This window comes from Spirosoma pomorum, assembly GCF_054776615.1.
The window spans coordinates 52,790-76,358 of record NZ_BAAHBP010000006.1 but is presented as its reverse complement, the minus strand read 5'-3'; the positions used below and the strand labels follow the sequence as shown (position 1 = coordinate 76,358).

The window sequence follows — 23,569 nt, the reverse complement described above, 5'->3', positions numbered from 1 at the left end:
TAAAATAAACTGATAGTTAGACAGTTACCGGTGCTGATCTACTCCCAGCCGGGATTCTGCGTTAGTTTCGGATTTGCCTGAATTTCTTCCAGCGGAATGGGATAATACCGGTGTTTGGCCTGCGGTGTTCGGGTTGGATACACGTCGTTGACTGCTTTCGGAATAACAGTCAGGAAGGTGTTCGTCCGAGTCAGGTCGAACCAGCGGTCGGCTTCGGCAAACAGTTCCCACGAACGCTCTTGCAGGACGGCGGCAATAAGGGCGTCTTTCCCTAAGCCAGGCGTCAGGTCGCCCAGTCCCGCCCGTTTCCGAACCGTATTGACGTACCCATAGGCGGTAGCGGTCGCTCCATTCTGACGCGCTTCGGCTTCGGCGGCAACCAAGTACACATCGGCCAGCCGGATGATCGGGAAGTTGCAGTTGTTGGCTTCAGCAATGGAGTTCGGATCGCGGTATTTGCGGATCAACACGCCTTTCGGCGTAACGGGGGTAATGTCTTTCTGGGGTACGATCTTTCCCGATACATCCCGGTACGTCGTGTCGAGCAGCTGACGTCGTTTGTCGCTGGGCGAGAATGAGTTAAAGAAATTCTGGTAGGCAAACCACGACCCGTAGGACACTTTGGCGTAGTCAGGGCCGGAACTGTTACGGGGGCCGGCAATCCCCATGACGGTCAACCAGCGGCTAGGCGTTACGCGGTCGGCTTCAACGGCCCACATATTCTCAACACGGGCCGCATCTTCCTTATCTACGTCGAACACATCCAATACGCTCGGCATCAACGCGTATTTGCCCGAGCTAATCGTTGCCTGGGCCAGTTGCGATGCCTTTGCCCAGTCTTCGTTGTATAAGGCTATTTTGGCGTAAAGTCCCTGAATCGCTTCTTTGGAAGGGCGACCTTTTACCAAACTGGTGGAGTACGAAGGCAATCCGGCAACGGCCTGATCCAAATCGCTGTAAATTTGCTTGTAGATGTCGGTTCGCGAACTCTTGGTAACAAGTGCCTCCGCTTCATTAGAGCTGGCTCGGGTCTTGACGGGAATTTCGTTGAACGTTTTCGTCAACGTCCAATGGTACAGTGCCCGCAACGCATAGGCTTCAGCCACGATTTCCGTTCGGCGCTGGGCGTCCATTGGAATAGCCGGGACTTTCTCGATGACCCAGTTGGCGTTCTCAATTCCTTTGTAACTAAACCGCCAGACACCCTGGGGCCCCTCGGTCTCGTGACGGCCCGAGTTGCGCTGGGCCGTGTAATACGGATCGTACGAAAACAAGGTAATGGTATTCCGGCCTACCACAGCCCGGGGGTACGCCTGGTCAGCCGCAAAATCGGACACAGCAACCAATGGAAAGCCATACAGGTTAATTAGTGAGCCAGCCGCAGCCGCAATGCCCGCTTCGGCATCAGAGGCTGTTCTATAAAAATTGGTCGTAAAAATGGATGAATACACCGTTTCATCGAGTTTGCTGCACGAAACCGTCAGGCCCGACAAAGCCATCAGCAGTAGGATGTGTTTCTTCATGGGAGAGCAAGTGAACGAGCAAATGAGTGATGTTGTGTCAGTCTTTCGCTCATGATCTACAGTGTGATTTGGAGGCCCCCTAGGAACGACCGGGCGATTGGGTACGTACCGTTATCGACAAATTGTGTCGTGGCATTACCAAAGTTGTTGACCTCCGGATCGAAGCCCGTATAGTTCGTGAGTGTCAGCGCATTATTGGCGCTTACGTAAATCCGAATCTGGTTGATACCTTTTATTTTCGGGAACGTATAGCCCAGTGACACATTTTTTAGCCGGACAAACGAGGCATCTTCAACGTAGCGGTCTGAAATGGGTAATCGTCCGCCCTGAAATCCGCTGGCATACTCATTATTGGGGTTCGTTGTCGACCAGCGATTTGCCATCCCCGCCAGTACATTCTGTTGCCCCAGCGCCGTTTCGAACGTATACCGGAACAGGTTCATGAGCTTGTTGCCCTGTACGCCTTGCACAAACAGATTTAGATCGAAGCCCCGGTAGCGAAATGACGACGAGAATCCAAAGATGTATTTCGGCTGCGAATTGCCCACGATGAGCTGGTCAGCCGACGTAATCGTACCATCGCCGTTGATATCTTTCACCTTATGACCACCAACACGTCCGTCGTAGCCGGGTAGAATGGTCTCCCCCGTCTGACTAATTCCGTCAAAAATATAGGTCCGATACAGGCCCATCGGATAGCCGATCTTGAGCAGTGCGAACGCCGACCGGGGGAGTTCGTCCAGAATACCGTCAAGCGCCAGCACCTCGTTTTTGTTGAACGTCACATTCGCTGACGCATCCCATTGAAGCCCTCGTTTAGATCCCTGTAAAATCCGGCCATTGATAGCCAGTTCGACGCCCTGGTTCTGGATTGACCCGAAATTGCCCGTGATAAACGTATAACCGGACGACATAGGTAACACTTTCTGAAACAGCAGGTTATCGGTACGTTTGTTATAGTAATCGGCCACAACAGACAGACGGTTATTGAACAGACTGACATCGAGCCCCACATCGACCTGCGTGGAGCGTTCCCACTTCAGATCCGGGTTCGGGATGGCGTTGGGATTAATACCCGTAACCGGATTGTGGTTGTAATTGTAATTCAGACCCGATGCGACAACTGTGGCCAGCGATTGATACGGATCAATGGCTCCCGCGTTTCCGGTGATGCCCCAGCTTCCACGTAATTTCAAATCAGAAACCACCGGAATGGATTTCATAAATGGCTCTTCCACAATGCGCCAAGCACCAGCTACAGCGGGGAAAAAGCCGTATTTATTGTTCTCGCCAAATTTGCTCGACCCATCGGCCCGGGCCGTCAGATCCAGGAAATATCGGTCTTTGTAGCCGTAGTTGATCCGTCCCAGGTACGAGTCCAGCCGAGATTTGTTTTTGTCGCTGCTCAGCCGCTGATTCACTGCCAGGCCAACGGAATTATTTTCGGTGATGTCGTTCGGAAAGTTGGATGCGGTTTGCGTATAGCTCTGATTAACATTAGCCTGCGTAGCCAGAACCGCCGTAGCGGCCAACGTATGATGCTCGGCCAGACGGGTGCGATACGTGAAAATACTTTCGTGCAGAAGCGTCCGACCAAACGACGTAACATTCGATGCACTACCACCACCCGACGCTAACTGCGACTGGCTTAGAAGCGACAACGGTGAGTAAAATTCAGATAGTGTATTGCCCAGATCGACATTGAAACTAGGGCGATACGTAAAGCCTTTGAACAGGGCAAAGTCGACGTATACGTTGGCCAAGATCCGCTGGCTCGTTTGCCGGTTGATGGGCGTGATGAAGTTCAACGGGTTTGTCACTTCCTGGTATTGCCCATTCATTTGGTCCTGAAACGGGTAGACACTACCATCGGCCCGATACGGTACCAGCGTTGGAGGAGCCGCCACGGCCGCCCCAAGCACACCCGCCCGGCTGCTGGTTACGTCAGAACCCGTGCCGCCCACGCTCACCCCCCGATTGACCGAATACCCGTAGTACAAACTGGTTCCGATCTTTACCCGGTCGCTCAGCCGGTGGTCGATGTTGGAGCGGAATGAATAGCGCTCGAAGCTGGAGTTTTTGATGATCCCGTCTTGATTGAAGTAGTTCAGCGAGAGCGCCAGTTGGGTTTTCTGATTACCACCCGTAACCGAAAGTTGGTGACTCTGGATAGGCGCTTTGCGGAAGATCAGATTTTGCCAGTTCGTCCCTTCGCCCAGGCTCGACGGGTCAGCATAGATCGATCGTTTATAGACTTCATTTTCGAGTTGGGCAAACTGGCGGGCGTTTAGTAGGTTCAGCGTTTTATTGACCTGCTGCACCCCGCCGTAGCCATCGTAGCTAACGCGCGTCGCGCCGTCTTTGCCGCGTTTGGTGGTAATCAGCACAACGCCGTTAGCTGCCCGCGCGCCATAAATAGCCGTTGATGAGGCATCTTTCAGCACGTCGATCGACTCGATGTCGTTTGGGTTGATCTGCGAGAGCGGACTTACATCCGTTATATTACCTGTGTTGGCAATCTGAATACCATCGATCACGTACAGGGGTTCAGAGCTCCCATTGATCGAGTTGGTGCCTCGAATACGAACGCTGACATTACCACCCGGAGCCCCCGAATTCTGCGTGATCTGTACGCCTGCTACTCGCGCCTGTAATCCCTGCGCTACGTTCGCCACGGGCGTCTGCAGCAAATCGGCGGCTTTGACCGATGCAATGGCACCCGTCGTTTCTACTTTTCGCTGTGTTCCGTACCCCACGACCACCACCTCTTCCAGGGCTTTCGTATCGGGAATGAGTTGAACGTTGATTGTTTGCCGATTGCCAACCGCTATCTCCTGAGTCAGATATCCCACAAAGCTGACAACCAGCGTTGCTCCATCCGGCACGGCTAACTGAAACCTGCCGTTAGCATCCGTAACCGCTCCGCGCTGACGATTCGTCGAACCGGGTCCCGCCGAACCACGACGGCTTTCTTTAAGCAAAACACTTACCCCCGGTAGTGTGGCTCCTTTTTCGTCGGTGATGGTCCCCGAGATAAGCTGGTCATCCACTTGTTGTCGATATGTCGTCGCTACTAAAGGCAGTGTTTTGGCCCAACCCTGTTCCTCATGAATAACGACCATAGTGGCGGGCAAAAGATTTTCCGGCGTTTTACCCGGACCCTCATCAAGCATCTGCCGACCCTGCGTCAACACGGGCGACAGAGAGCCGACCAAAACGACGTAATACAGTAAACGCTTTTGTCGCATATTATGCAGATATTTATAGATTACAAATAGATTATCTCCGTACAGTACCTATTGAAATAAGAGTATGCAAAGGTAATTTTGCATTATACAATGAATGCTTGATTGGCCTGACCATTTTGCTTATCAGAATTATGGACAAGACAATATGTTGATTATTAGACATTTACCTTGAATGATTACCGAGAATGGACAACCCGAAAAAGCCGAAAGTTTCGCTTTTTTAGACATCGGCTGTCGACGGGTTAGCGAATCCTATGGCAAGCCCGACTGGGACACGTGGACGAATGGTGACTTCGTGAGCTTAAGTCACATACTTTTCAGGCAGACGCACGTACGCATCAGTCCGAACACGCTGAAACGAATCTTCGGCAAGATCAAAACTGATGCCCGCTATTACCCACAGAGAGCAACCCGGGATGCGCTGGCGGTTTACATCGGTTACTCAAACTGGGAGCATTTTGTCAACGCCCAGAAATGGACAGCCCGGCAGGTTGAGCAGTTACCCGATGTACTCGTCCGGGAAGAGAGCCCGCTACTGCTATCAACACTAACGAACTCAACAGCCCATTCTTCTCAGCAGGAAACGAAACAAACCCGTCGATTACTGCTGTTGATTGGTGGCTCCGTATTGCTCGCTATCATTCTACTATTAGTCTACTCGCAAAGTGCAAGCAGCGAATCGAGCCAACTCGTCTGCCGGAATCCGGTGGGCGAAAACCCGCATTCTGCTGTATTTCAACTAAAGTACCCAGGTTCTGCGGCCCCATCAGGCACATACTCGATTCTGTTTGGCGACGGAAAACGGGAACGTCTTACCTCCCACGATAGCCTTGCCACGCACTATTACGAACGACCGGGCCGCTACTTTGCCATTTTGCAACATGATGGCGCGAACATCGATACCTCGACGGTTTATCTACGGACAAAAGGCTGGACTGTTACCGCTAATATGATGCACGATACCAGCCGGGTGTACCCTATCGACGTAGCGCGGTTATTTACCGGAGGACGCCGTAGCGTTAGTGCCCTCGAAGCTGCCCACGCGGGTGTCGATACTAACCGTACATTCTTTATGGAGTTTATCAACAGCCATCCAACCCAGATCGATGGGGATAATTTCGAGCTAACGACCCACCTAAAAACCTCTCCTGATAGAGCGGGTGTTCGCTGTTCGCAGGTCGGCATTACAGTCTGGGGCGAGTCGTCGCAACACATATTTGAGGTGATGAGACCGGGTTGCGCTCACTGGATTCTGCTACAAAATTCTGATGTTCAGAAAAGTGGGCAACGGGATGATCTGAGTTTTATGGGTGCCGATTTGCGCCAGGGGGGTACGTTGATGCTGCGGGTCATCAATAGACAGGCCACTATCTTTATTAACAATCAACCGGTTTACAGAACGAGTTACAAAAAGCCCCTGCGCCAGATTTACGGAGCTAAAATTCGCTTTGCCGGAGTCGGAACCGTTGAGTCCTTCTTGTTAAGAGATTTGAAAACGGACGCTCTGTTCGACGGATGCTTCTTAAGCAACAAAAAGTTATAAGCGGCTGAGTATCGACAGGCTCCAATCACCCGATGAGGCGGGTTCAAGTGGTTTGCTCATTGGACTTTTCATCGGTTACTGGTTTGCCACACTCCAGATGAAAAGCATAGTCTGCTTCGCTTAAGTGTTGGCGAAGAAATTCGTCCATACCGATGTCGTGCCGTTCCAGCAGGTAGCGGAGGAAGGGAATACTCCGTTTTGCTTTCTCTAATCCTTCCAGTTTCATCGTCCGGCGCAGGCCTTCGTGAGGAAGCCCGGATAGGTACTCCTCAAAATAGAATTGAAGCAGTTCCCCTGCGGCCCGCGTCTCAGTCCGGGGGTTGATCTGCCGCTCCAGCCAGGCAACCAACCCGTCTACCGAATCGGACTGCCCTTCAACGGGCTCCTGGTTGAACACCATCAGTTCATTGGCCCGCTGGTAATAGCGATACGTCGCATTGCCGATCCGGAACATCCGGGCCATGTACTCACGTTGCCCCTCGGGGAGCAAGGCCAGCGTAGCGGCCTGCTGGTCTCTGTATTTTTGGCTGGGGTGGGTCATGGATCAGGCGGTTGGCGGAACCTTAAAAACGGATTGGTCACTATACAATTCACTGGCTGGCTGTGTGATGTTCTCTCCGTTCCAGAATCGATTGATGCGGTAGATCTGATCGAAGTCAATCTTAATCCGTTCGCGCTCGGCAGGCAGCGCGTTTTTTAGGATTACGTCACATAGCATGCCGCCGTCTACAAGCTGAGCTTCCCAGATCGAGTCGTAATTCAAAAACAAGGGGGCATGATACCAGCGGGTGACCGTCCGCTGGGTGGGTGGTTGCACCTCGAAATAGTTACAGTACAGCCAGTAATGACAGGCCGGGTTGTTGATGTCGACCAGCATCTGGTGCAGAATTGACGGCAGTGAGTGATCTGTCATTGGGCGTGGCTTAACTGGGGGCGTATCACATGTGCGATGTTTTGTCCACTAAAAATAGGAAAAGTATATTGTTAACGTGTCCTTGCCGGGTGTTACCATGAATAAACTACGGTAAGGGCTCCTCCCCTATTTCATCGGTTTTTCGGAGATACAAGGTGGTGATGCCCTGCCGAATCTGAATGGGAAAGGTCTCCAGCTCCCGGTCGACGCGCTTATGATCATGGGGCACGGGCCGGGTGATGTAGTGGGGGTCAATGAAGATGATGTTGAGCCGTTGATGGACCTGCCCCTTGATGCGTTCAGTATGCTTCAATAGATGCTCACTACCGGTTTCGTTCTTCAGTAGGGTGGCATCTTCGAAGTAGCGAAACGAGCAGTACCAGTAGCGGTAATAGTGATGATAGTTGGAAAAGCAGGTCTGGTAGGCCTGCGGATTGTCACGCACGGCTCGCAGGATTTCATCGGCCTGTCTCAACTCCTGCTGCTGGGTGGGGCTGAGCTGCTCAAACATGGACCGGTTGAGCAGCTCAGCCCGGTGGTTGCGCAGGTGCAGCATGACCTCGTCCTGGGTGGTTTGGCGCTCGATGTAGTATTTGTGCTTGCTATAAAAGGATAGGGAGATAGCTGGCCTGCCATAATTGACCAGTTTGAGGTTCTTGAAGGGCTTGCCGGGCCGATAGTACGGCTCGTACATTTTCATGAACTGCATGGGAACGAAATAGTACTCCAGCTCGGGATCAACGGGTAAGGCGGTGATCTGGTTGACGACGGGTGTGAGGGTAACAGCCTGCTGTTTAAGCAGGATACGCAGGGCATCCAGGGGGGCGTTATCGCGGTCCTTCTTGGCGGGCGTAGGCATAGAGAATAAATATAGGTATGCTTATGTGCTACAAAAGTAAATAAATGATTTAGGCTACTCCTTATTCCTTTCCCCTTTTACAAAAAATCGTTGATCTATTATCCTTTTTATCAATATATATTTGATTGATTTAAGGGTCGCATAACAATCTGTATATCAGCTATTTATAAAGACAAAAAGGAGGTTTGGTAGGTATAAAATAGCAATAAAAAGGAGGTTTGGTAGGACTACAAAAGGAGGTTCAGTAGGTGAAAAAAGGAGGTTTAGTAGGTATGTTTGATAAAAGGGAGGTTTGGTAGGAATAAGTTAAATCAGACTGAAATGGAGATATATTACCATTGTAAGTGCTCAAATCAACCGTATTTATGGCTATCAACACACTTGCACACTAAGTAATTACAGGCCAAAAAGGAGGTTTAGTAGGTATGATTTTACAAAAAGGAGCTTTGTTATATCAAAATCGTTTTTATATTTTTGATCATCATTTGGCCTTGTTCTAACAGCCACCTTTATGACTCATATATCTGATACAGAAACAGCTGCTCCAACGCAATTTAGTAAGCACCTTACCAACTATCAGCCCAATTTCTTTACAGAGTCTCGTCAGGAATTTACTGAGTTAGAAAAGAAGATAGTTGTCTTGGTTATTAACCAGATCGGCCATATGGCTTTGAAAGGGGAAATAAAGCCTGATACTAACATAAGGTTTCACATACCTTATGCTGAGCTAACCAACAAGCGATATGATCAAATAGCAAATGCCGCTGAAACACTTCAAATGAAGCGGATACGCTACCGGAATGATAAGACCGAAAAATTCCAGTTCATTGTCCCATTCCCAAGTATTCAGTCGGAAGTAGTTAATGGAAAGAAGATGATCGAGCTAACTATGTTTGCCGACATAGTTCCCCATTTTGCTCAATTGGGGAAGCGTTACACAAAGTACGAATGTGATATTATGATGTCACTGTCGTCAGTTTACGCGCAACGGATGTTTGACATTGTAAGCATGTATCAATGCCGAGGTCAAGACAAGTTCTCCTATCCCGTGGATTCGCTTATGTATATGCTGAATTGTCCTGAGGGCTATACATTCAACGACTTTAAAAAGAATGCCCTTGTTGTTGCTCAGCGTGAACTGCAGCAAAAAGCAAACATTAATCTTGACTGGACTCCATCCAAGAAGATAGGCAAGCGTATTGTAGAGTTAGATTTTTCATTCAAGACGGCACAGCAATTAGCGGCTGAAGCTGTTAATAGAGAACGGCAGCAGGTTAATAAAATGTCCGTTAACGAAGCCGTGGCTACTGCTTGGCAGATGATGAAGAATTACAAGCTGAAGGACTGGCAGAAAGATTTGATCGTATCTGAGCACCACTTGTTAGAAACATTCCTACGGGTCGATTCTGAGCTAGGGAATGGTCTGCGGCCCAATATTAAGAATCCGACGGCATATCTAATCAAGTCATTAGGTATTGACCAAATGAAAGCCCCCAGAAGAGCAACCAAGAAACCAGATCCCGTTCCAATTATTTGAAAAGAATCCTCCCGCTGATAAAACCACGATAATAATCTTCCTAACCACAGGTATACCTATCGGAGTTAAGTGTTTTTTATAATAAAACATTCGTAATTAAAATATTAAAGAAATTACTAATTATATTAAGAAGGCATTTGATAAAATATTAAATAAATTTCTTTTAGTATTCTATAACATCATATTTCCCTGCTGATACACAAACTCTTTTTCTGTACGGAACATTTTTGAGGCAGTAGTAATTTTTAAATCAACTTAAATAAGTTAGGCTAATACACCGTTTTCATTCAGATGTGATAAACCTGTCTAAGATACGTCTTAACTAGAATAGTATGATCATATATCACTTAAAGTAACTGAGGAGAAGGTGTTTGTATAGCGAGCGGGAACAGTATAGACACACTTTGCCCCCTTTTCAATTTCCATATTTCTTAATTAACACCCTGATTATCAGCGGTCTGTAAATTGACACAAGAATAGATTTTTTTGCTGCGTTCGATAAAAAATCAGTTTATCACTGATTTTTTTGTATAAAAACCTCATTATCAGTTGAAAAATACTGATTATAAACCTGATTGCTATGGATTCTAACAAGGAAAAAGATAAACAAGTGCTTATATCAGTGGATTTGTTTTCTGATTTTGAGCGCATGGCTGAAAGCTACGGATTAACGAAAAAGGGGCTATTAGAGGCAATGATCCTTTACTTTAAAGCTACAAAAGCAGATCCACGTGACCCAAAAGCGGATAATCCAACTGACGCAATAAAATCGCTTGACAAACGACTAGTATCTTTTATTCGTAAGCAAGAGAATGATTTATTGCGACCTATTAACGACGACATAAAATTATTGATTCAGCTAGTCAGCCAAGAACTACCAAAGACACTAAGACAAGGGCAGATAAAAACTATTGGTGGGGCCTTAAAACCAGAATTCCAAACTGATCGGTTTAGAACTATCTACGAAGAATTAACTAACAAATCAAACTAAAATTTTCAATTCGTCTAATGGTTGCAAAAGTCACTGCTGGAGGAACAGGAAGTTGTATAGGTTTAGCTCAGTATCTAGAAAAAGAAACACCAGGTAAATGGTTTACAACTGACAAAGGAGATTTAGAAATGTCTCACGTTGTTAAAGACATTGACTCTAACAAAAAAAACTTAGGCAAAGATGATGATAAGTACTATCAAATAATTTTGAGCCCAAGTCAATCCGAGCAAAAGCATATTGGTTACGATAGTTCTCTTTTGGAATCTTTTACTCGAGAAGCAATGCAAGCTTACGCAAAACAATTTGGAAAGGGAATAGAAAGCCAAAATTTGGTATGGTATGCTAAAATTGAACAGCAACGAAGCTATTCTCATACAGATAAAGCAGTACAGAAACAACAGCAATTTGAAGGGCAATCTAAGGGAGGTCCGCAGGCCCATGTTCACATTATTGTTAGCCGTACTGAGAACTTATCTCTATATCAATATCAGAGAGAGGCTGGCTTAGTCGATCGAAAAAACCCACTTAAATTAAGCCCTGCGACCAATCACCGAGCAACTAATAATGGAGCTGTTAAAGGGGGGTTTGATCGCAGTGCCTTCAAACAAGCTGTTGAAACGCAATTTGATCGTCAGTTCGCTTATGAAAGGCCGCTTACAGAAACATTCCAATATGCTAATATAATGCAAAAAGGAAGTCAAGAGGAACGCATTGCTTTACGATTAGAAGCACTTCAGAATAACCCTAATTATTTGCTTAATAAGTCTGTAGAAAATCAAGAAAGTAAAGATAATCAGTTTAAATCACGCGACATCCCCGGAAATGATTTGTCATTGTAGATTACTCTAATTACAAATAACTACCCCTTCCTCTCATGCTAACTAACACTATATTTTTAATTGTTGCATTCAGTTTGATAGGTTTCGTAATTACTATTATTCTAGGCTTGCTACGCAATCTGGGTTTAGACTTTGTTGTAGATACAGCCTTACAGATGATTCTGTACGACAGAAAAACCTACTTCAGAAACAATGTTATATGGAATAAGTTATGGCTTCGTTTTGGAGTGCTAGCCTTCGCAATTGCCGCTAGTGGCACTTTCGCTTCTCTTTTATTAAAGCCACTCATTCCTAACGTATTTTTTTCGTCAGCCTGGTTTTATTTAAGTGTTATAATAACGTTTGCGTACGGTTATTGGATTCGTACGGGAAAGCCCTCCCCCTTTGTCTTTTCCGAATCTGATCAGAGTTTAGAAGATTCTGAAGGCTTTTCATTTTCAACTCAAGAGGGCATCATTAGGCTCTACAATATATTTAGAGGAATTTTTATATGTGGTGGACCTGGAAGTGGGAAAAGCAAAAGCCTGATTGAACCCATCATACAACAAGCCGCAAATGCCAATTTCACAGGTATTTTGTATGATCGCAAGTTCCCTACGTTGGCAGTTGAGGTAGCAGGTGCTTACCGCGACAGTACTGTTTCGACTTACTATGTAAATTTTACAGACTTAACCCGTAGTCATCGAATTAATCCGATTGGCCCTAAACTTCTGACGAATGCAAGCTATGCACGAGAGGCCGCAGTAACTACAATTGGCAACTTGGATTACAAAGCTAGCCAGAAGCGAGACATCTGGATTCAGACTGCGGAGGCTTTACTAACTGGTAGCATATGGTATTTGCGTAACAACTATCCTGAACACTGTACATTGCCTCATGCTAGTAGCCTTATAATCGAAGCTCATCCAAAAGCTTTACTTGAATTATTGAATAGTGACGAAGAGGTACGCGGATTGATTGCAGCTATCACTAGCAGCCAGGATTCAGAGAAGACGTTAGCCAGCATATTCACAACCGTACAGAGTTACTTGGGTGTTCTCAATACACCAGAGATTTTTTGGGTAATGAGTGGAGATGACGTTCCGTTTGATTTGAACGATCCCTTGAAGCCGAGTTTTCTCGTAGTGGGTAATGATGCTGATCTACCTGCTACATATTCACCTTTAATCTCTTTGATAATTGCTACTGCTACTAAGCGTATGAATAAACCCAATAAGCTGCCTAGCATCATTATTCTAGATGAAGCACCTACCCTATTCATACCTAACTTTCAAGAGTTACCCGCTACAGCACGCGCCAATCAGGTAGCAACTGTTTACGCAGTACAAGATATTTCACAGATGGAAGGCCAATTAGGTCCTCAGCAGGCGGAGATGCTACTTGGTAACCTATCAAACCAGTTCTACGGACGTTCGACCAATCCCAAAACGCTACAAAGAATTACGACCTTGTTTGGGAAACATGACGTCGAGTACCAAAGCCTTTCCGCAGGTAGAAGTTCAGGTGACAGAAGTTCTTCGAGTAGTCAAAATATAAGCACGTCAGTCCAACAGAGAGACCGCCTACCCATGCAGTCTATACGAGACTTGAAGACGGGCCAATTCGCTGGCTTCATTGCAGAAGGCAACATGTCTGAATTTGTTTCCCAATTTGACGCTCCGCACTCTAAAGCTGTTACCATACAACCGTTCCTATCTGTTAGTGAAGAGGACAAGCGTAACAACTTCAGAAAAATTAAGGAAGACGTTAGACAGATGCTTGAAAAAAGTATTAAAGCTAGCGATGGTCCAACCCCACTTACTAAGAGTAATAGCAAACAGGTACAAGGGAACCCCGACAGTTGGGAAGATTTCGCTTAGCGATGTGTATGAGTTTTCGGGGGTACATATCACTCGATTCTGTATTAGTTAGACCGCGCCACGGTGGCCAGCAATCTCTTTTACCTAATAAGTCAAATATCTGTTAGAAAGGGAATTAATATGGTCATTTTTTCCGAAACGTTTAGTCCACCCATGACGGAATGAAGTGGTCACCATGACCAAAATCTCCATCTGTATCGAGGACCGAAGTAGAATTTAAGCGAAAGTAATCGAATAGAGAGTTGTCAATATGCCACATTAAGTATAAAGGGTTCTCCAGTACTGGAGAACCCTTTATACTTAATGGCATTATGTTTGTTTCCTAATATTTACTTTAATCTTCTCTGTATATAATTGGCGTACTAACTGAGACAAGCCCGCAGATAACTCCCCCGCTGGGGGATTGAATATGGGAACGGAAACGACAATTACCAGACGTAAAATCAACGCCTACCTTATTCTCATTGTACAGATTTCTGAACATTCCTTGTATTACTGACTTATCGGTGATTTCACCACCTGAATACACCGATAAGTTAGCTCTATTAGACTTGGAATACGGAACTGCGAACTGATAAGCAAAGCCAATATCACTGCCTTGGCGTGGAATAAACACATAAATGCCTTCCGCACCTAAGAAACCTGCCTTTCGATCAGCATAGTAGAGACCAGCGGCAACCATTGTTTCCTCGTCATTAATGTCGGGAAATCTTGACTTGAGTTGTACTTCAGGCGAGTCAATGTTCCCAGTCAGATGACCAACCATGAAATTTTCGGTTGTACCATACTCCATATATAGGTTGCCCTTACTGTATCCATTAACGTTAAGCCGCCAGTTAGGGACATAGTAGTCGGTATCTGTATCGTTGATTATAACGCCCAAAATCTTAGCCTCCTTTTCCCATATTAGCCAATAGAGAATACCAGCCAGGGCTAGAACAACGGCAGCAATAGCCGATTTGAGACCAACCCCTTTAATGGCTGTACTTAGTGCCACATTCAACGTATCCTTGGCAATCAACCGTGCCGCAACCTTAATTGCTACTGGGATTCCTACAGCTAAAAAGGTCCCACCTAGCGTTTCGGCTACAAATTGACCTACGCTATTGGCAACGGCTAGATTCTCTAGGGTTTTTGAAACAGACGTCACATAGGTGCGAACTTTATCGCCTGTATAATCGGCAACAATGTTAGCGTTGTAGCGCGACATAAATATGTTTGGTTCTTCTTCTGGACCATCGGAAGCATTGTTGGTGTTATCGCCTTCCTCAGATTGGAAACCTTGATGTGCGTTTACCGCTCCAATTAGGGCGTTTTTGAACTGCTTGATTGATTCTTGGTAAGACAAATCGGAGTTGTTTATGATTGAACTCAGATCGACTTTGTAATGAGACTCAAGATTTGCAACAATTTGAAGGCCAAGGGCTTTGTTATCCATGATTACTGATTTATTGATTAAGGGGGAATTTCTGATCTAGCCAAACTTGTTAACGTACATGTATAATATGTGCAGATTGGCTAGCTTCCTTTAAAATTCATCATGTATTCTATAAAGTTTAAATTGTAAACTAAATATTTACATATAAATGTATTTAGTTACAATTATGGATCGAGTACGTACGTCTGTCTATATTTCCAATAGATTTATATATTGAGAGGTAATAAATGTATTAAACGGATAGGGGATTAGCTGGCGAGTATATGACTGAGCAGGTCGTAGATGTACGACGTTTACTCGACGACTAGCTGTTGTAAAATGTCAAATGAATACCTTTACTGCTGTAAGGAATAATCTACACTAGTAGCATAAGAGTGAAAACAATTACAGAGCGCGTAGGCGAACAAATCAGAGAGGCCCGAAAAGCTAAAGGGCTAACCCAAAAAGAGGTGGGAGAAAAGATGGGGGTTACGGAATCCACTTACAATAGATATGAAACAGGAGAAGCGAATCTTTCTCTAATGACAATTCAAAAGATTGCAGACGCGCTTGATGCTACTTTTGACCCTATATTCAAGTAAATATTTTTTTATACAGACACTTGGAATATATTCGTAGTTTTGTTAATATTGTAATGTCAAACGACAACAAAAAACCCCTACGCTACACTTTCTCAGGGTACCAGCGAAGGGGCAAGTGAAACATCTAAACAGTCCGTTCAAATGAACACAGCGCAAAATTACGCCGTGGCAACTAGCCACGCAAGCACCCCTGAGCTAACGGCTCAAGTACAGACCCTACCGTTGGTATCCACCGGCCCTCTCTATTCCCAGATTGACACCCTTCGGGATGTATACCTTCTCTGCAAGAACCCTGACTTCGTCGAAGGCCATAGCCGTCTGCTAATGCAGTCTATAAAAGAGCTGGTACGGGCGCTGGACAATGCGATTGACAACCTTGACCCGCTGATTCTGGAAGCTATCTCATCCCGTTCGTTAAACACCTGATCAGCATGGTACGCCTTGGGAAAGACAAACTCATTATTGAGATTCCCTGCCACGGGGAAAACGTAGCCGATTCCTATCAGGGCTTACAAAAACGCTCTGTATAAGGTCTTCTACTGTCAACAGCTAAGCAGAACAGCCACAGCGCCGATGGCGCGAACTGGCTGGCCGTTTATCTAGGTCCGGCTATTGCTTAACTGGAACCAGCGGCTAAAGAGCTACTGAATCAGATGGCGGAAGCCTCAGAAGAACGCCCGTCTACAACACCGAGCCACTTCACAGATGAGGAACTAGTCACCCTCTTAGAAGGCATAGAGATCAGCCGTTTGAAAGAACTGCTACGCCGGATTGACTTCTTCGCAAACCAAGTTGACAACAAGTAATCCTTTTACTTTCTAAACATGATCTTCAAACGCTACCGTTACCGGATTTATCCAACCAAAGTGCAGGAGTAGCAACTTGCTCAGCACTTTGGGGCGGTGCGCTATATTTATAATTGGGTACTAGCTACCAAAAAAAACAGGCGTGGGAAGAAAGTAAAGAGAATATTAGCCGATACGACTTGTAAGGTTTGTTGCCCGACCTGAAGAAGAAATTGACTTGGCTAAACGACCCCAATGCTGCCTCACTTCAAATTGCTGTACAGCACCTGGATGCGGCTTTCCAAGGCTTTTTTATAGGACTATCCACGATTTAAAGCTAAATCGATTTATCAATCAGCCGCTCGCACAGTTGAAAGCAGAGGGACAAACCCTATTAATTATGACCGGTCAACTATTCGAATACCTAAATTTGGACCTACTAAGGTTGTTGTTTCTCAGCGGTTTGAAGGCAAACTCAAATTAATCGCCGTAACTAAAACACCCACCGGTAAGTACTACATGTCTAGTCGAACTGGATACACAACCAGCCACTAAGCCTGAACCCGTAGAATCGAACGCGATTGGCATTGACTTAGGTATTAAGCATTTTGCTACCCTATCGACGGGCGAGAAAATTGACAATTCCCGGTTTCTAAACAAATTCCTCAAACGCCTTAAACGCGATCAGCGCAAACATTCCAGAAGACAGAAGGACGGTAAAAACCGCGAAAAGCCCCGCCGTAAGCTAGCCCTACTACATGAAAAAGTAGTCAATCGACGTAAGGACTTTCTGCACAAATTAACAACACGGCTCACCCGCAAAAACAAAGCGGGAACCATCTGTATTGAAAACTGAAGTAGAATCTAAGCGAAAATAGTGTTCAATAAAAAAACCATATGTTTTAATTGTATTATACTGTAGAAAGATAATTACATGCGGTAGCTTTGTATCCGTATTGAATGATTATGCTTCATAGAAGCAAGCTTGTGTATGATGTATTATAGAAGAAAGGTCTTATTGTCAATTCTTGAAGCCTTTGGAGGGGAAATCGGTAAGATAGACTTACAAAAGCTACTATTGATCTATACGCGCTTTCAAGCTAAGCCATCCTTTGACTTTCTACCACATTATTATGGTTGTTACTCTTTTCAGTCATATTATGACCTACGCGCCCTAAAAACCTATGGCTATATAAACGAAACAGATAAGCAGTGGAAACTCATTAAGCAGGATACCTACTCCTCACTTCTCAATAAGCCTGATCAGGACTATCTTAAGTTTTTGCGTAGAAAATACGCTTCCTATACGACCAACGACCTGATACGGGCTACCTACTTGTCCGAGCCTTACTATGCTATTAGGAGCACCATAGCACCTATTGTTCTTTCCACTGATGAACTGAACAAAGTGAACCGCTATACTCCTCAGAAAACAGGTATTAGGCTCTTTACTATTGGCTACGAGGGTATTTCTATAGAAACGTATTTCAACCGGCTGATCGCTAATGGCGTTAAAGTACTCTGTGATGTTAGAAGAAATCCATTAAGCCAGAAGGTCGGTTTCTCTAAGTCGGAACTTAAGTACGTGTGTGAAGCTATGGGTATTGCCTACGTACACATTCCTCAACTGGGCATAGCCAGCGAGAAAAGACAAAGTCTTAATTCGCAAAAAGATTACAACGCCCTGTTTGCTGATTACGAAGAAAACCAACTCGTTAATCAAACGGAATATCTGGAGCAAATACTAGGCATATTGCAAAAAGAAGAACGGATAGCATTAACTTGCTTTGAAGCATCCTATTTTCAGTGCCATCGTAGCCGGATTGCAAATGCAGTTACCAGATTGGAGGGCTGGGAATACGAGCTTCTTCACATCTAAACCTTTTTGTAATGGCTGTTACCAGAGTCCTCATTGCGGTGAAGACCTATCCTTCAATTTCTACCACTTATGATGAATTAGTTTGTACAGCGGGTTTTCTGGAAGACGGGACATGGATACGTATCTATCCAATCCAGTTTAGAGACCTAGACTATTCAAAGCAGTACAAAAAATATGACTGGGTTGAAATGGACCTAGTCAAGAACGGTAAAGACTTTCGCCCCGAAAGTTTCCGCCCGGTCAACATCATTGATGTCAACGCAAATACAGTAGGACACATCGGCACGGAGAAGGACTGGCAAGAGCGTAAAGAGATCGCGTTAAAAAATATCTATACGAGCTTAGACAAGTTGATTGCTGACGCTAAGGACAAAACTAAACACGTGTCCTTGGCCGTTTTCAAGCCCACAAAAATCACAGGTTTCAAGATAAAGGAGGTCGAGCGGGAATGGGATCGGGAAAAGCTTGAGCAAATGCGCCAGATGAACGTTTTTGTTGAACGAAAAGCGCGTAAAGAGCTGGTGCGAAAACTCCCTTACAAATTCAGTTACACCTTCGAAGATGAGAATAGTAGGGTAAGTACGCTGATGATAGAAGACTGGGAGCTAGGAGCCTTATTTTGGAAATACGAAGATGAAAAAGAGGCTTGCCAAAAAGTGAAAGAGAAGTATTTTGATGATTTGGCCCAAACCAAAGACATTTATTTTTTCTTAGGGACTACTCTCGCAAATCATCACAAGTCGATTAACCCGTTCATAATTATAGGGACTTTCCACCCAACATTTCCCAAACCTCCTAAGGTATCACCTCAACTTGAGTTGTTTGGGTCTTAATCTTTTACCCATAAAAGCTAATTGTGTTAGATTACAGCTAGCTCTTGTGTTATAGGCCAGTACATCTAAAAAATCAACTTATCGCTTTTGGGCTCTACGTAGCCATAACGCCCCCCGATGATTAGCACCATGATATCGGCGTCCTGCTCAACCCGGCGACGGCAGTTTTCGACCGTGTCCAAATCGGGGTTGACAGGGAAATAGTCAAACTCGGAAAGTAGGGGGGGTGTAACTTATCTCTTCGATAAATCGTCTTAGGTCTTTATATACCTGCTTGAGATCGTAGCAGGTGGAGCTAACCGTGATAGTCGGGGCGTTACGGGGTATTTACAACAAGCTTGAAAACTAGGTACACTTAGCTCAGCTAACTAATATACATTAATAGTATTAGGGCATACATTTGAGCCAACGGTTATCAGATTCTCTGGGCTAATCACGTAACGACATCACCTCACGCTTTAGACTCAGTATATACGAGTATTTCTCGTCCGTCAAGTACGTCCATATCATATTCATCCTGTTGCAGCATCCAATTCAAGTATTCATCAAAGGAGTCGTGGTTAGAAAGTCCTTTTTCGCGCAAAGTTGTAAACTGTTCTCTTAATATGTCTAACTCTATAATCTCTGTCTTCGGTCCCTTCTTTATAGCTTTTGGTGGATTATAAATAGGTTGTTCGGCTTTCCATACCTTAAACTCTTGATCTAATTGATCTGTCATCAAGGCTTTGTATATAGCGCCTGCTGGTGACTTTATACGCCCATTCTTCTTCGCTTCTTGATAATATTTTATTGTAAACCGTAAATAGTCTTCGGAAAGCTTTCCCTGCTGAAAACGAGTCTTTATATCGTTGAGGGATTTTAAGCTGATGCCTATCTCAGTAAGTGTTTGCTGTGTACCCTCAGGTAATTTGATATCACTTTGCGTAACGACGGTAGGCCGACTCAGATAAAAATGCAGAGAACTCACCGCTCTCCCTGTTTTTACTTGCTGATACTCGAACGCCATATCTGTCTGACTAAGCTCATTCTTAGCCACATCCAGTACAAATCGTTTAAAATCAGCAAAATTTTGATAACGCTGCTCTAAGTTGAGCGTCTTCTTTAACGTGGCTAGCTCCAATACAATTGTATCTTTATGAAAAGCAGAGGATTTAAGCAGCCAGTATAGCCTATATGAGTAAAAGCTTCGGAAGCCTAACAGAGTCTGAATTTCGGCTACAGTGAAATTCCCTTGTAATTCTAGAAGGTAGGGCTTAATGAAGTTATTAAACTGGGCAATTAAATAACCTGATCCTTCCTTGTAACGACAGGTAGCCATAAGAGGATTACTCACTATTTCTCGGCGTCCTTGCTCGTCTTTGGTTTCAACATGAATGATACGACTAGCTAGTCGTATCACTGCCTCTCTTACCTGAGCATAAGCCTTCCCCCCTACTTTCTCTTCCGGGTATAACTCTGATACTGGAATGCGACACAGCACAAAATCTTTATCCTTCCGATCAATCCGTCCCAATAGACACACAAACAAACGTGATTCGAGCAGTGACATGTCATAACGAGCTCGAATCAAATCGTTGTGTTGAGCAACTAGGCTGTCTTGTCGAATCTGTCTTGTTGTAGCCCGCTGATCTGCTTCTAAAAACTCAGAATCGTTGCTAAACAACTCTGTCTGTGAACTAGTGGAAGTGCTACTCTTTGCCATAGAAAGGTCACCTTATTACGAATTTAAAGATAATCATTCAACCAATAATCTCATCGTGTAGAGGCCTGATCAAACGAGTTATCGAACTGACTGTGATGTTCAAAATTGAATTGCGAGAAAAAACCCGTCGCGTAGGCACATACCCCTCCCCTTCTACTTTTAACTACTTATTTTTAGTCATTAATGGCGGTACTTTACTCGTATTAGAAGGATTTTACAAATAGCTGAACCATCTTATAAAACCATTGGACAGTCTTAATTACGGTACTTTACTCGCATTTATGCCTCTTTTTATCTGCTTGACGTACTCTAACTCGCAATAAGGCAATACGATAACGCTATTCAACATGGCAACATTAGAAAGCATATTTGATGCTCCGGCTATTGTTCATCACGAACGCATGGTGACAGTTTTGCACGGTACATTCCTCGTATTTGACGGTACATCTCTCGTAGATACGGTACATTCCTCGCATTTAACGGTACATCTCTCGTAAATAGACGGTACATTCCTCACATTTAACGGTACATCTCTCGTAAATAGACGGTACATTCCTCACATTTAACGGTACATCTCTCGTAATAATATGACATAAATACTTGGTATTGAGTCAGTTAAGAAGGTATTAATTTATTAATAGCTTACAATCATTTAACACTAAGCTTATTAATAAAATGGCTCAGCACTTTTAAAGTGTTTTTTTAAAAAATCTATTCATCAAAGAACTGGGTTATGCCCATTAATGGGTTTAACCACGACGGTACATTTCTCGCAATTAGATATTATATCCCTGACACAGGTGTTTCATAGCTAGAACTGTCGTCAAAAATTAAATATGGATAGTATAAGTAGGTATAGGCAATCAATACCGTAATAAATAACTTTATATGTAGATATGATATATTTTATAATCGCAGTGATTTGTAGGATGGCTTCGACTATACATCTGAAATGTTGTCAATCTTGGGAGTTGGGTTAGCCTAGAATCTACTAAAGTTCGTAAAACATAAGAAAAAACGAGCGAAGTGACAGCTTGTCACTTCGCTCGTTAAGCTAGGTTGTTCATGCTTTAAGTGGTGGATCTATCTATCAGAAGTGACAAGCTGTCACTTCGTGGATAGCAGTGCTAATAATTCATTTGTGCTTTTGATAAGCTCAGAGCACGCCTGTAAACCTAGATCACCGTTAGCAAGCTTTTGAATCTGTGTTTTTAAGTCTGTAGCTCTTTTTGCAGATTTTATAGACAAGCCTATAGAATTAGTACTAGTCAACCCACCACCTGAATGGTTTGACAATTTCAATTCAGGATGATTTTTAGACTGAATTACTGATTTAGGTAATTTACCCGCTAAGACTTTACGCTTAGTGTCGGAGTCAGTTTGTTCGAGACTAGCAGCAAATTCGCCGTCTCGTTTGATTGTACGGCTGCTGACACCGTATTCACTCGCCAAGATTTCGGCCACGTTTACCTGTGCAACACCGGACTGTAGATTGCTACCCCGTTGTGTTTTCTGCTGATTGTAGCGTAATCCTCGTAGGTAAGAAGCCTGTTCTGGCGTTAGATTTCGTCGACCTAGTTGGTAGGCAATCATGTAGTCCTTGGTTTCATCAAGTGAAGCAAATCGAACCAAGTTGATACGAAAGTCGAGTTGATGTTTCCGAATGATTTGCTCACGATTATGACCGTCAATAAGAACATAGACGGGTGTGCTCTCAGATCCTGTGCCAGCTACATCAGCCGTCGTTTCCCATATTGTCAATGGATCTTTTACCCCGTGTTTTAAAACATTCTGTTCTAACTGGTTAAGTTCGTCTGCTGTTAAAGGTGGAATTAGATCGCGAAGCTGTTCTAGAACAACAATTTGATTTTTGATATTCTCCTCAGCTGATAGGAGGGAAGGTCGTACATCGACGGTCTTTTCTTTCATCAGCGTCATAAAGTCTTTCTTTGCCATTTTACAAGGTCATGATTTCAGTAGCTAATTGATAATACTGCTGCCACGAAGCTGATTTAGGTGCATAGGCATATAAATCTTCTTTAGCCACTTGAGACTGTTTTATAACAGTTGATACTTCAACGATCGCATCATAAATATGAAAGTTGCGGTAGGTGTCCCGAATGTGAGTCATCATACTCTTATGGACACTTTGGTTTTTGTGTACCATTGTGAACACAATACCCTTAACGGTCAGGGAAGGGTTGATATATGTTCTTACTTCGGCTATCCGGTTAAATAAACTCTCGACACCATGATAAGCTGACGCTTCGGGCTGAATAGGTACTATACTGCAATTAGAAGCAACCAATGAACACGTGGTACATATACCCAGGCTGGGCGGACAGTCGATCAATATATAATCAAACTGTGAACGTGCCTCTTCGAGTCTAACCGTTAGACGTCGGTCCGCACCTATTGCATTCGCTAACTCTGATTCTTTATAAGCCATGCGAATATCGGATGGCGTCAGAAACAGCCGCTCACCTACCTCTAGCATTGGTAGAGGGGAGCTACCTAGTAAAGAATCGATCACTTGATCAGTTGGCTCGTGAACACCAAAGCATTGTGACAGATTACCCTGCGAATCCATATCTACCAACAGTACTTTGTTACCTAGTACGCTGAGCGCCTTACCAACATTTATCGTAGTAGTAGTTTTACCAACACCCCCCTTATGATTGACAACAGAAATCACAGTTGCCTTGTCGAACAAGTTTTCTGAGTAACCATACTGTCTCAATGCTGCGTCCAATGCAGAAAAGTGTTTAGCAGGTACTTCTTTCTGATTAGTGAGTGCTTTGTGAAGCGTTTTAGAAGGTATACTGGCCTCCTTCTCAATTTGAGAGAGATTTAGCGCAGGTTTCGCCCTGAGGAATTTCACCAACTTGTCGTGTGTGAGCATATAAATAAATAGGATAAATATTTATCCTTTGTAAATCTATAAAGAACTATTATTATCCAAAACAATAAGATGATTTTTGTAAAAGGTAGTTGATACAGATCTGAGCGCGCGTTCGTATGATAACCCGCTTAGAGCAA

Annotated in this window: 19 protein-coding genes and 2 pseudogenes; 11 read left to right on the top strand and 10 right to left on the bottom strand. The window is 44.5% G+C overall.

The window, feature by feature from the left end; translation table 11 throughout:
* Positions 1-38: 38 nt before the first annotated feature.
* A complete protein-coding gene (locus ACYVAD_RS09495) occupies positions 39-1,523 on the bottom strand; it encodes a RagB/SusD family nutrient uptake outer membrane protein (protein WP_461139250.1) in 1,485 nt (494 codons plus the stop codon).
* Positions 1,524-1,579: 56 nt separating this feature from the next.
* Entirely contained in the window at positions 1,580-4,771 is a 3,192-nt protein-coding gene (locus ACYVAD_RS09490; RefSeq protein WP_461139249.1) for a SusC/RagA family TonB-linked outer membrane protein, read from the bottom strand.
* A gap of 172 nt (positions 4,772-4,943) precedes the next feature.
* Between ACYVAD_RS09490 and ACYVAD_RS09485 the strand changes: the two genes are divergently transcribed.
* Positions 4,944-6,314, top strand: a complete 1,371-nt coding sequence (locus ACYVAD_RS09485; RefSeq protein ID WP_461139248.1) for a hypothetical protein — start codon at positions 4,944-4,946, stop codon at positions 6,312-6,314.
* A gap of 43 nt (positions 6,315-6,357) precedes the next feature.
* Here the strand turns inward: ACYVAD_RS09485 and ACYVAD_RS09480 are convergent, their stop codons facing one another.
* From ACYVAD_RS09480 to ACYVAD_RS09470, 3 genes are all read right to left on the bottom strand, one after another.
* Positions 6,358-6,855, bottom strand: a complete 498-nt coding sequence (locus ACYVAD_RS09480) for a hypothetical protein (RefSeq protein ID WP_461139247.1) — start codon at positions 6,853-6,855, stop codon at positions 6,358-6,360.
* A gap of 3 nt (positions 6,856-6,858) precedes the next feature.
* Positions 6,859-7,227 carry a hypothetical protein gene (locus tag ACYVAD_RS09475; RefSeq protein WP_461139246.1) on the bottom strand — a complete coding sequence of 123 codons (369 nt, stop codon included), beginning with the start codon at positions 7,225-7,227 and terminating at the stop codon, positions 6,859-6,861.
* Positions 7,228-7,333: 106 nt separating this feature from the next.
* A complete protein-coding gene (locus ACYVAD_RS09470) occupies positions 7,334-8,086 on the bottom strand; it encodes a hypothetical protein (protein ID WP_461139245.1) in 753 nt (250 codons plus the stop codon).
* 511 nt (positions 8,087-8,597) lie between these two features.
* On the opposite strand from ACYVAD_RS09470, the gene ACYVAD_RS09465 reads away from it, so the two are divergent.
* The 4 genes from ACYVAD_RS09465 to ACYVAD_RS09450 all read left to right on the top strand — a co-directional run bounded on the left by ACYVAD_RS09465 (position 8,598) and on the right by ACYVAD_RS09450 (position 13,312).
* Positions 8,598-9,623 (top strand): replication initiation protein, encoded by a 1,026-nt coding sequence (locus ACYVAD_RS09465; RefSeq protein WP_461139244.1) that lies wholly within the window; start codon positions 8,598-8,600, stop codon positions 9,621-9,623.
* Positions 9,624-10,203: 580 nt separating this feature from the next.
* Positions 10,204-10,614: a BfmA/BtgA family mobilization protein gene (locus ACYVAD_RS09460; protein WP_461139243.1), complete on the top strand. Its 411-nt coding sequence runs from the start codon at positions 10,204-10,206 to the stop codon at positions 10,612-10,614.
* A 17-nt stretch (positions 10,615-10,631) separates the two neighbouring features.
* Positions 10,632-11,453: a DUF5712 family protein gene (locus tag ACYVAD_RS09455; RefSeq protein WP_461139242.1), complete on the top strand. Its 822-nt coding sequence runs from the start codon at positions 10,632-10,634 to the stop codon at positions 11,451-11,453.
* Between the two features lie 35 nt (positions 11,454-11,488).
* The gene (locus tag ACYVAD_RS09450) at positions 11,489-13,312 is read left to right on the top strand and encodes a type IV secretory system conjugative DNA transfer family protein (protein WP_461139241.1); all 1,824 of its coding nucleotides are present in this window, start codon (positions 11,489-11,491) and stop codon (positions 13,310-13,312) included.
* A gap of 334 nt (positions 13,313-13,646) precedes the next feature.
* Here the strand turns inward: ACYVAD_RS09450 and ACYVAD_RS09445 are convergent, their stop codons facing one another.
* Positions 13,647-14,750 carry a hypothetical protein gene (locus tag ACYVAD_RS09445; protein WP_461139240.1) on the bottom strand — a complete coding sequence of 368 codons (1,104 nt, stop codon included), beginning with the start codon at positions 14,748-14,750 and terminating at the stop codon, positions 13,647-13,649.
* Positions 14,751-15,124: 374 nt separating this feature from the next.
* On the opposite strand from ACYVAD_RS09445, the gene ACYVAD_RS09440 reads away from it, so the two are divergent.
* From ACYVAD_RS09440 to ACYVAD_RS09415, 6 genes and pseudogenes are all read left to right on the top strand, one after another.
* A complete protein-coding gene (locus ACYVAD_RS09440) occupies positions 15,125-15,331 on the top strand; it encodes a helix-turn-helix domain-containing protein (RefSeq protein ID WP_461139239.1) in 207 nt (68 codons plus the stop codon).
* A gap of 141 nt (positions 15,332-15,472) precedes the next feature.
* Entirely contained in the window at positions 15,473-15,757 is a 285-nt protein-coding gene (locus tag ACYVAD_RS09435; protein ID WP_461139238.1) for a hypothetical protein, read from the top strand.
* A gap of 398 nt (positions 15,758-16,155) precedes the next feature.
* Positions 16,156-16,341 (top strand): annotated as a pseudogene (locus tag ACYVAD_RS09430) (helix-turn-helix domain-containing protein).
* A gap of 307 nt (positions 16,342-16,648) precedes the next feature.
* Complete coding sequence (locus ACYVAD_RS09425; RefSeq protein WP_461139257.1) at positions 16,649-16,972, top strand: RNA-guided endonuclease TnpB family protein; 324 nt, start codon at positions 16,649-16,651, stop codon at positions 16,970-16,972.
* Between the two features lie 135 nt (positions 16,973-17,107).
* Positions 17,108-17,995: a DUF488 family protein gene (locus tag ACYVAD_RS09420; RefSeq protein WP_461139237.1), complete on the top strand. Its 888-nt coding sequence runs from the start codon at positions 17,108-17,110 to the stop codon at positions 17,993-17,995.
* An 11-nt stretch (positions 17,996-18,006) separates the two neighbouring features.
* The gene (locus ACYVAD_RS09415; RefSeq protein WP_461139236.1) at positions 18,007-18,828 is read left to right on the top strand and encodes a hypothetical protein; all 822 of its coding nucleotides are present in this window, start codon (positions 18,007-18,009) and stop codon (positions 18,826-18,828) included.
* A gap of 65 nt (positions 18,829-18,893) precedes the next feature.
* Here the strand turns inward: ACYVAD_RS09415 and ACYVAD_RS09410 are convergent.
* The 4 genes and pseudogenes from ACYVAD_RS09410 to ACYVAD_RS09395 all read right to left on the bottom strand — a co-directional run.
* Positions 18,894-19,013 (bottom strand): annotated as a pseudogene (locus tag ACYVAD_RS09410) (DUF4062 domain-containing protein); the annotation flags it as partial.
* 266 nt (positions 19,014-19,279) lie between these two features.
* Positions 19,280-20,530, bottom strand: a complete 1,251-nt coding sequence (locus ACYVAD_RS09405) for a replication initiation protein (protein WP_461139235.1) — start codon at positions 20,528-20,530, stop codon at positions 19,280-19,282.
* A 1,107-nt stretch (positions 20,531-21,637) separates the two neighbouring features.
* Positions 21,638-22,486 (bottom strand): ParB N-terminal domain-containing protein, encoded by an 849-nt coding sequence (locus tag ACYVAD_RS09400; RefSeq protein ID WP_461139234.1) that lies wholly within the window; start codon positions 22,484-22,486, stop codon positions 21,638-21,640.
* A gap of 1 nt (position 22,487) precedes the next feature.
* Entirely contained in the window at positions 22,488-23,432 is a 945-nt protein-coding gene (locus tag ACYVAD_RS09395) for a ParA family protein (RefSeq protein ID WP_461139233.1), read from the bottom strand.
* Positions 23,433-23,569 lie beyond the last annotated feature (137 nt).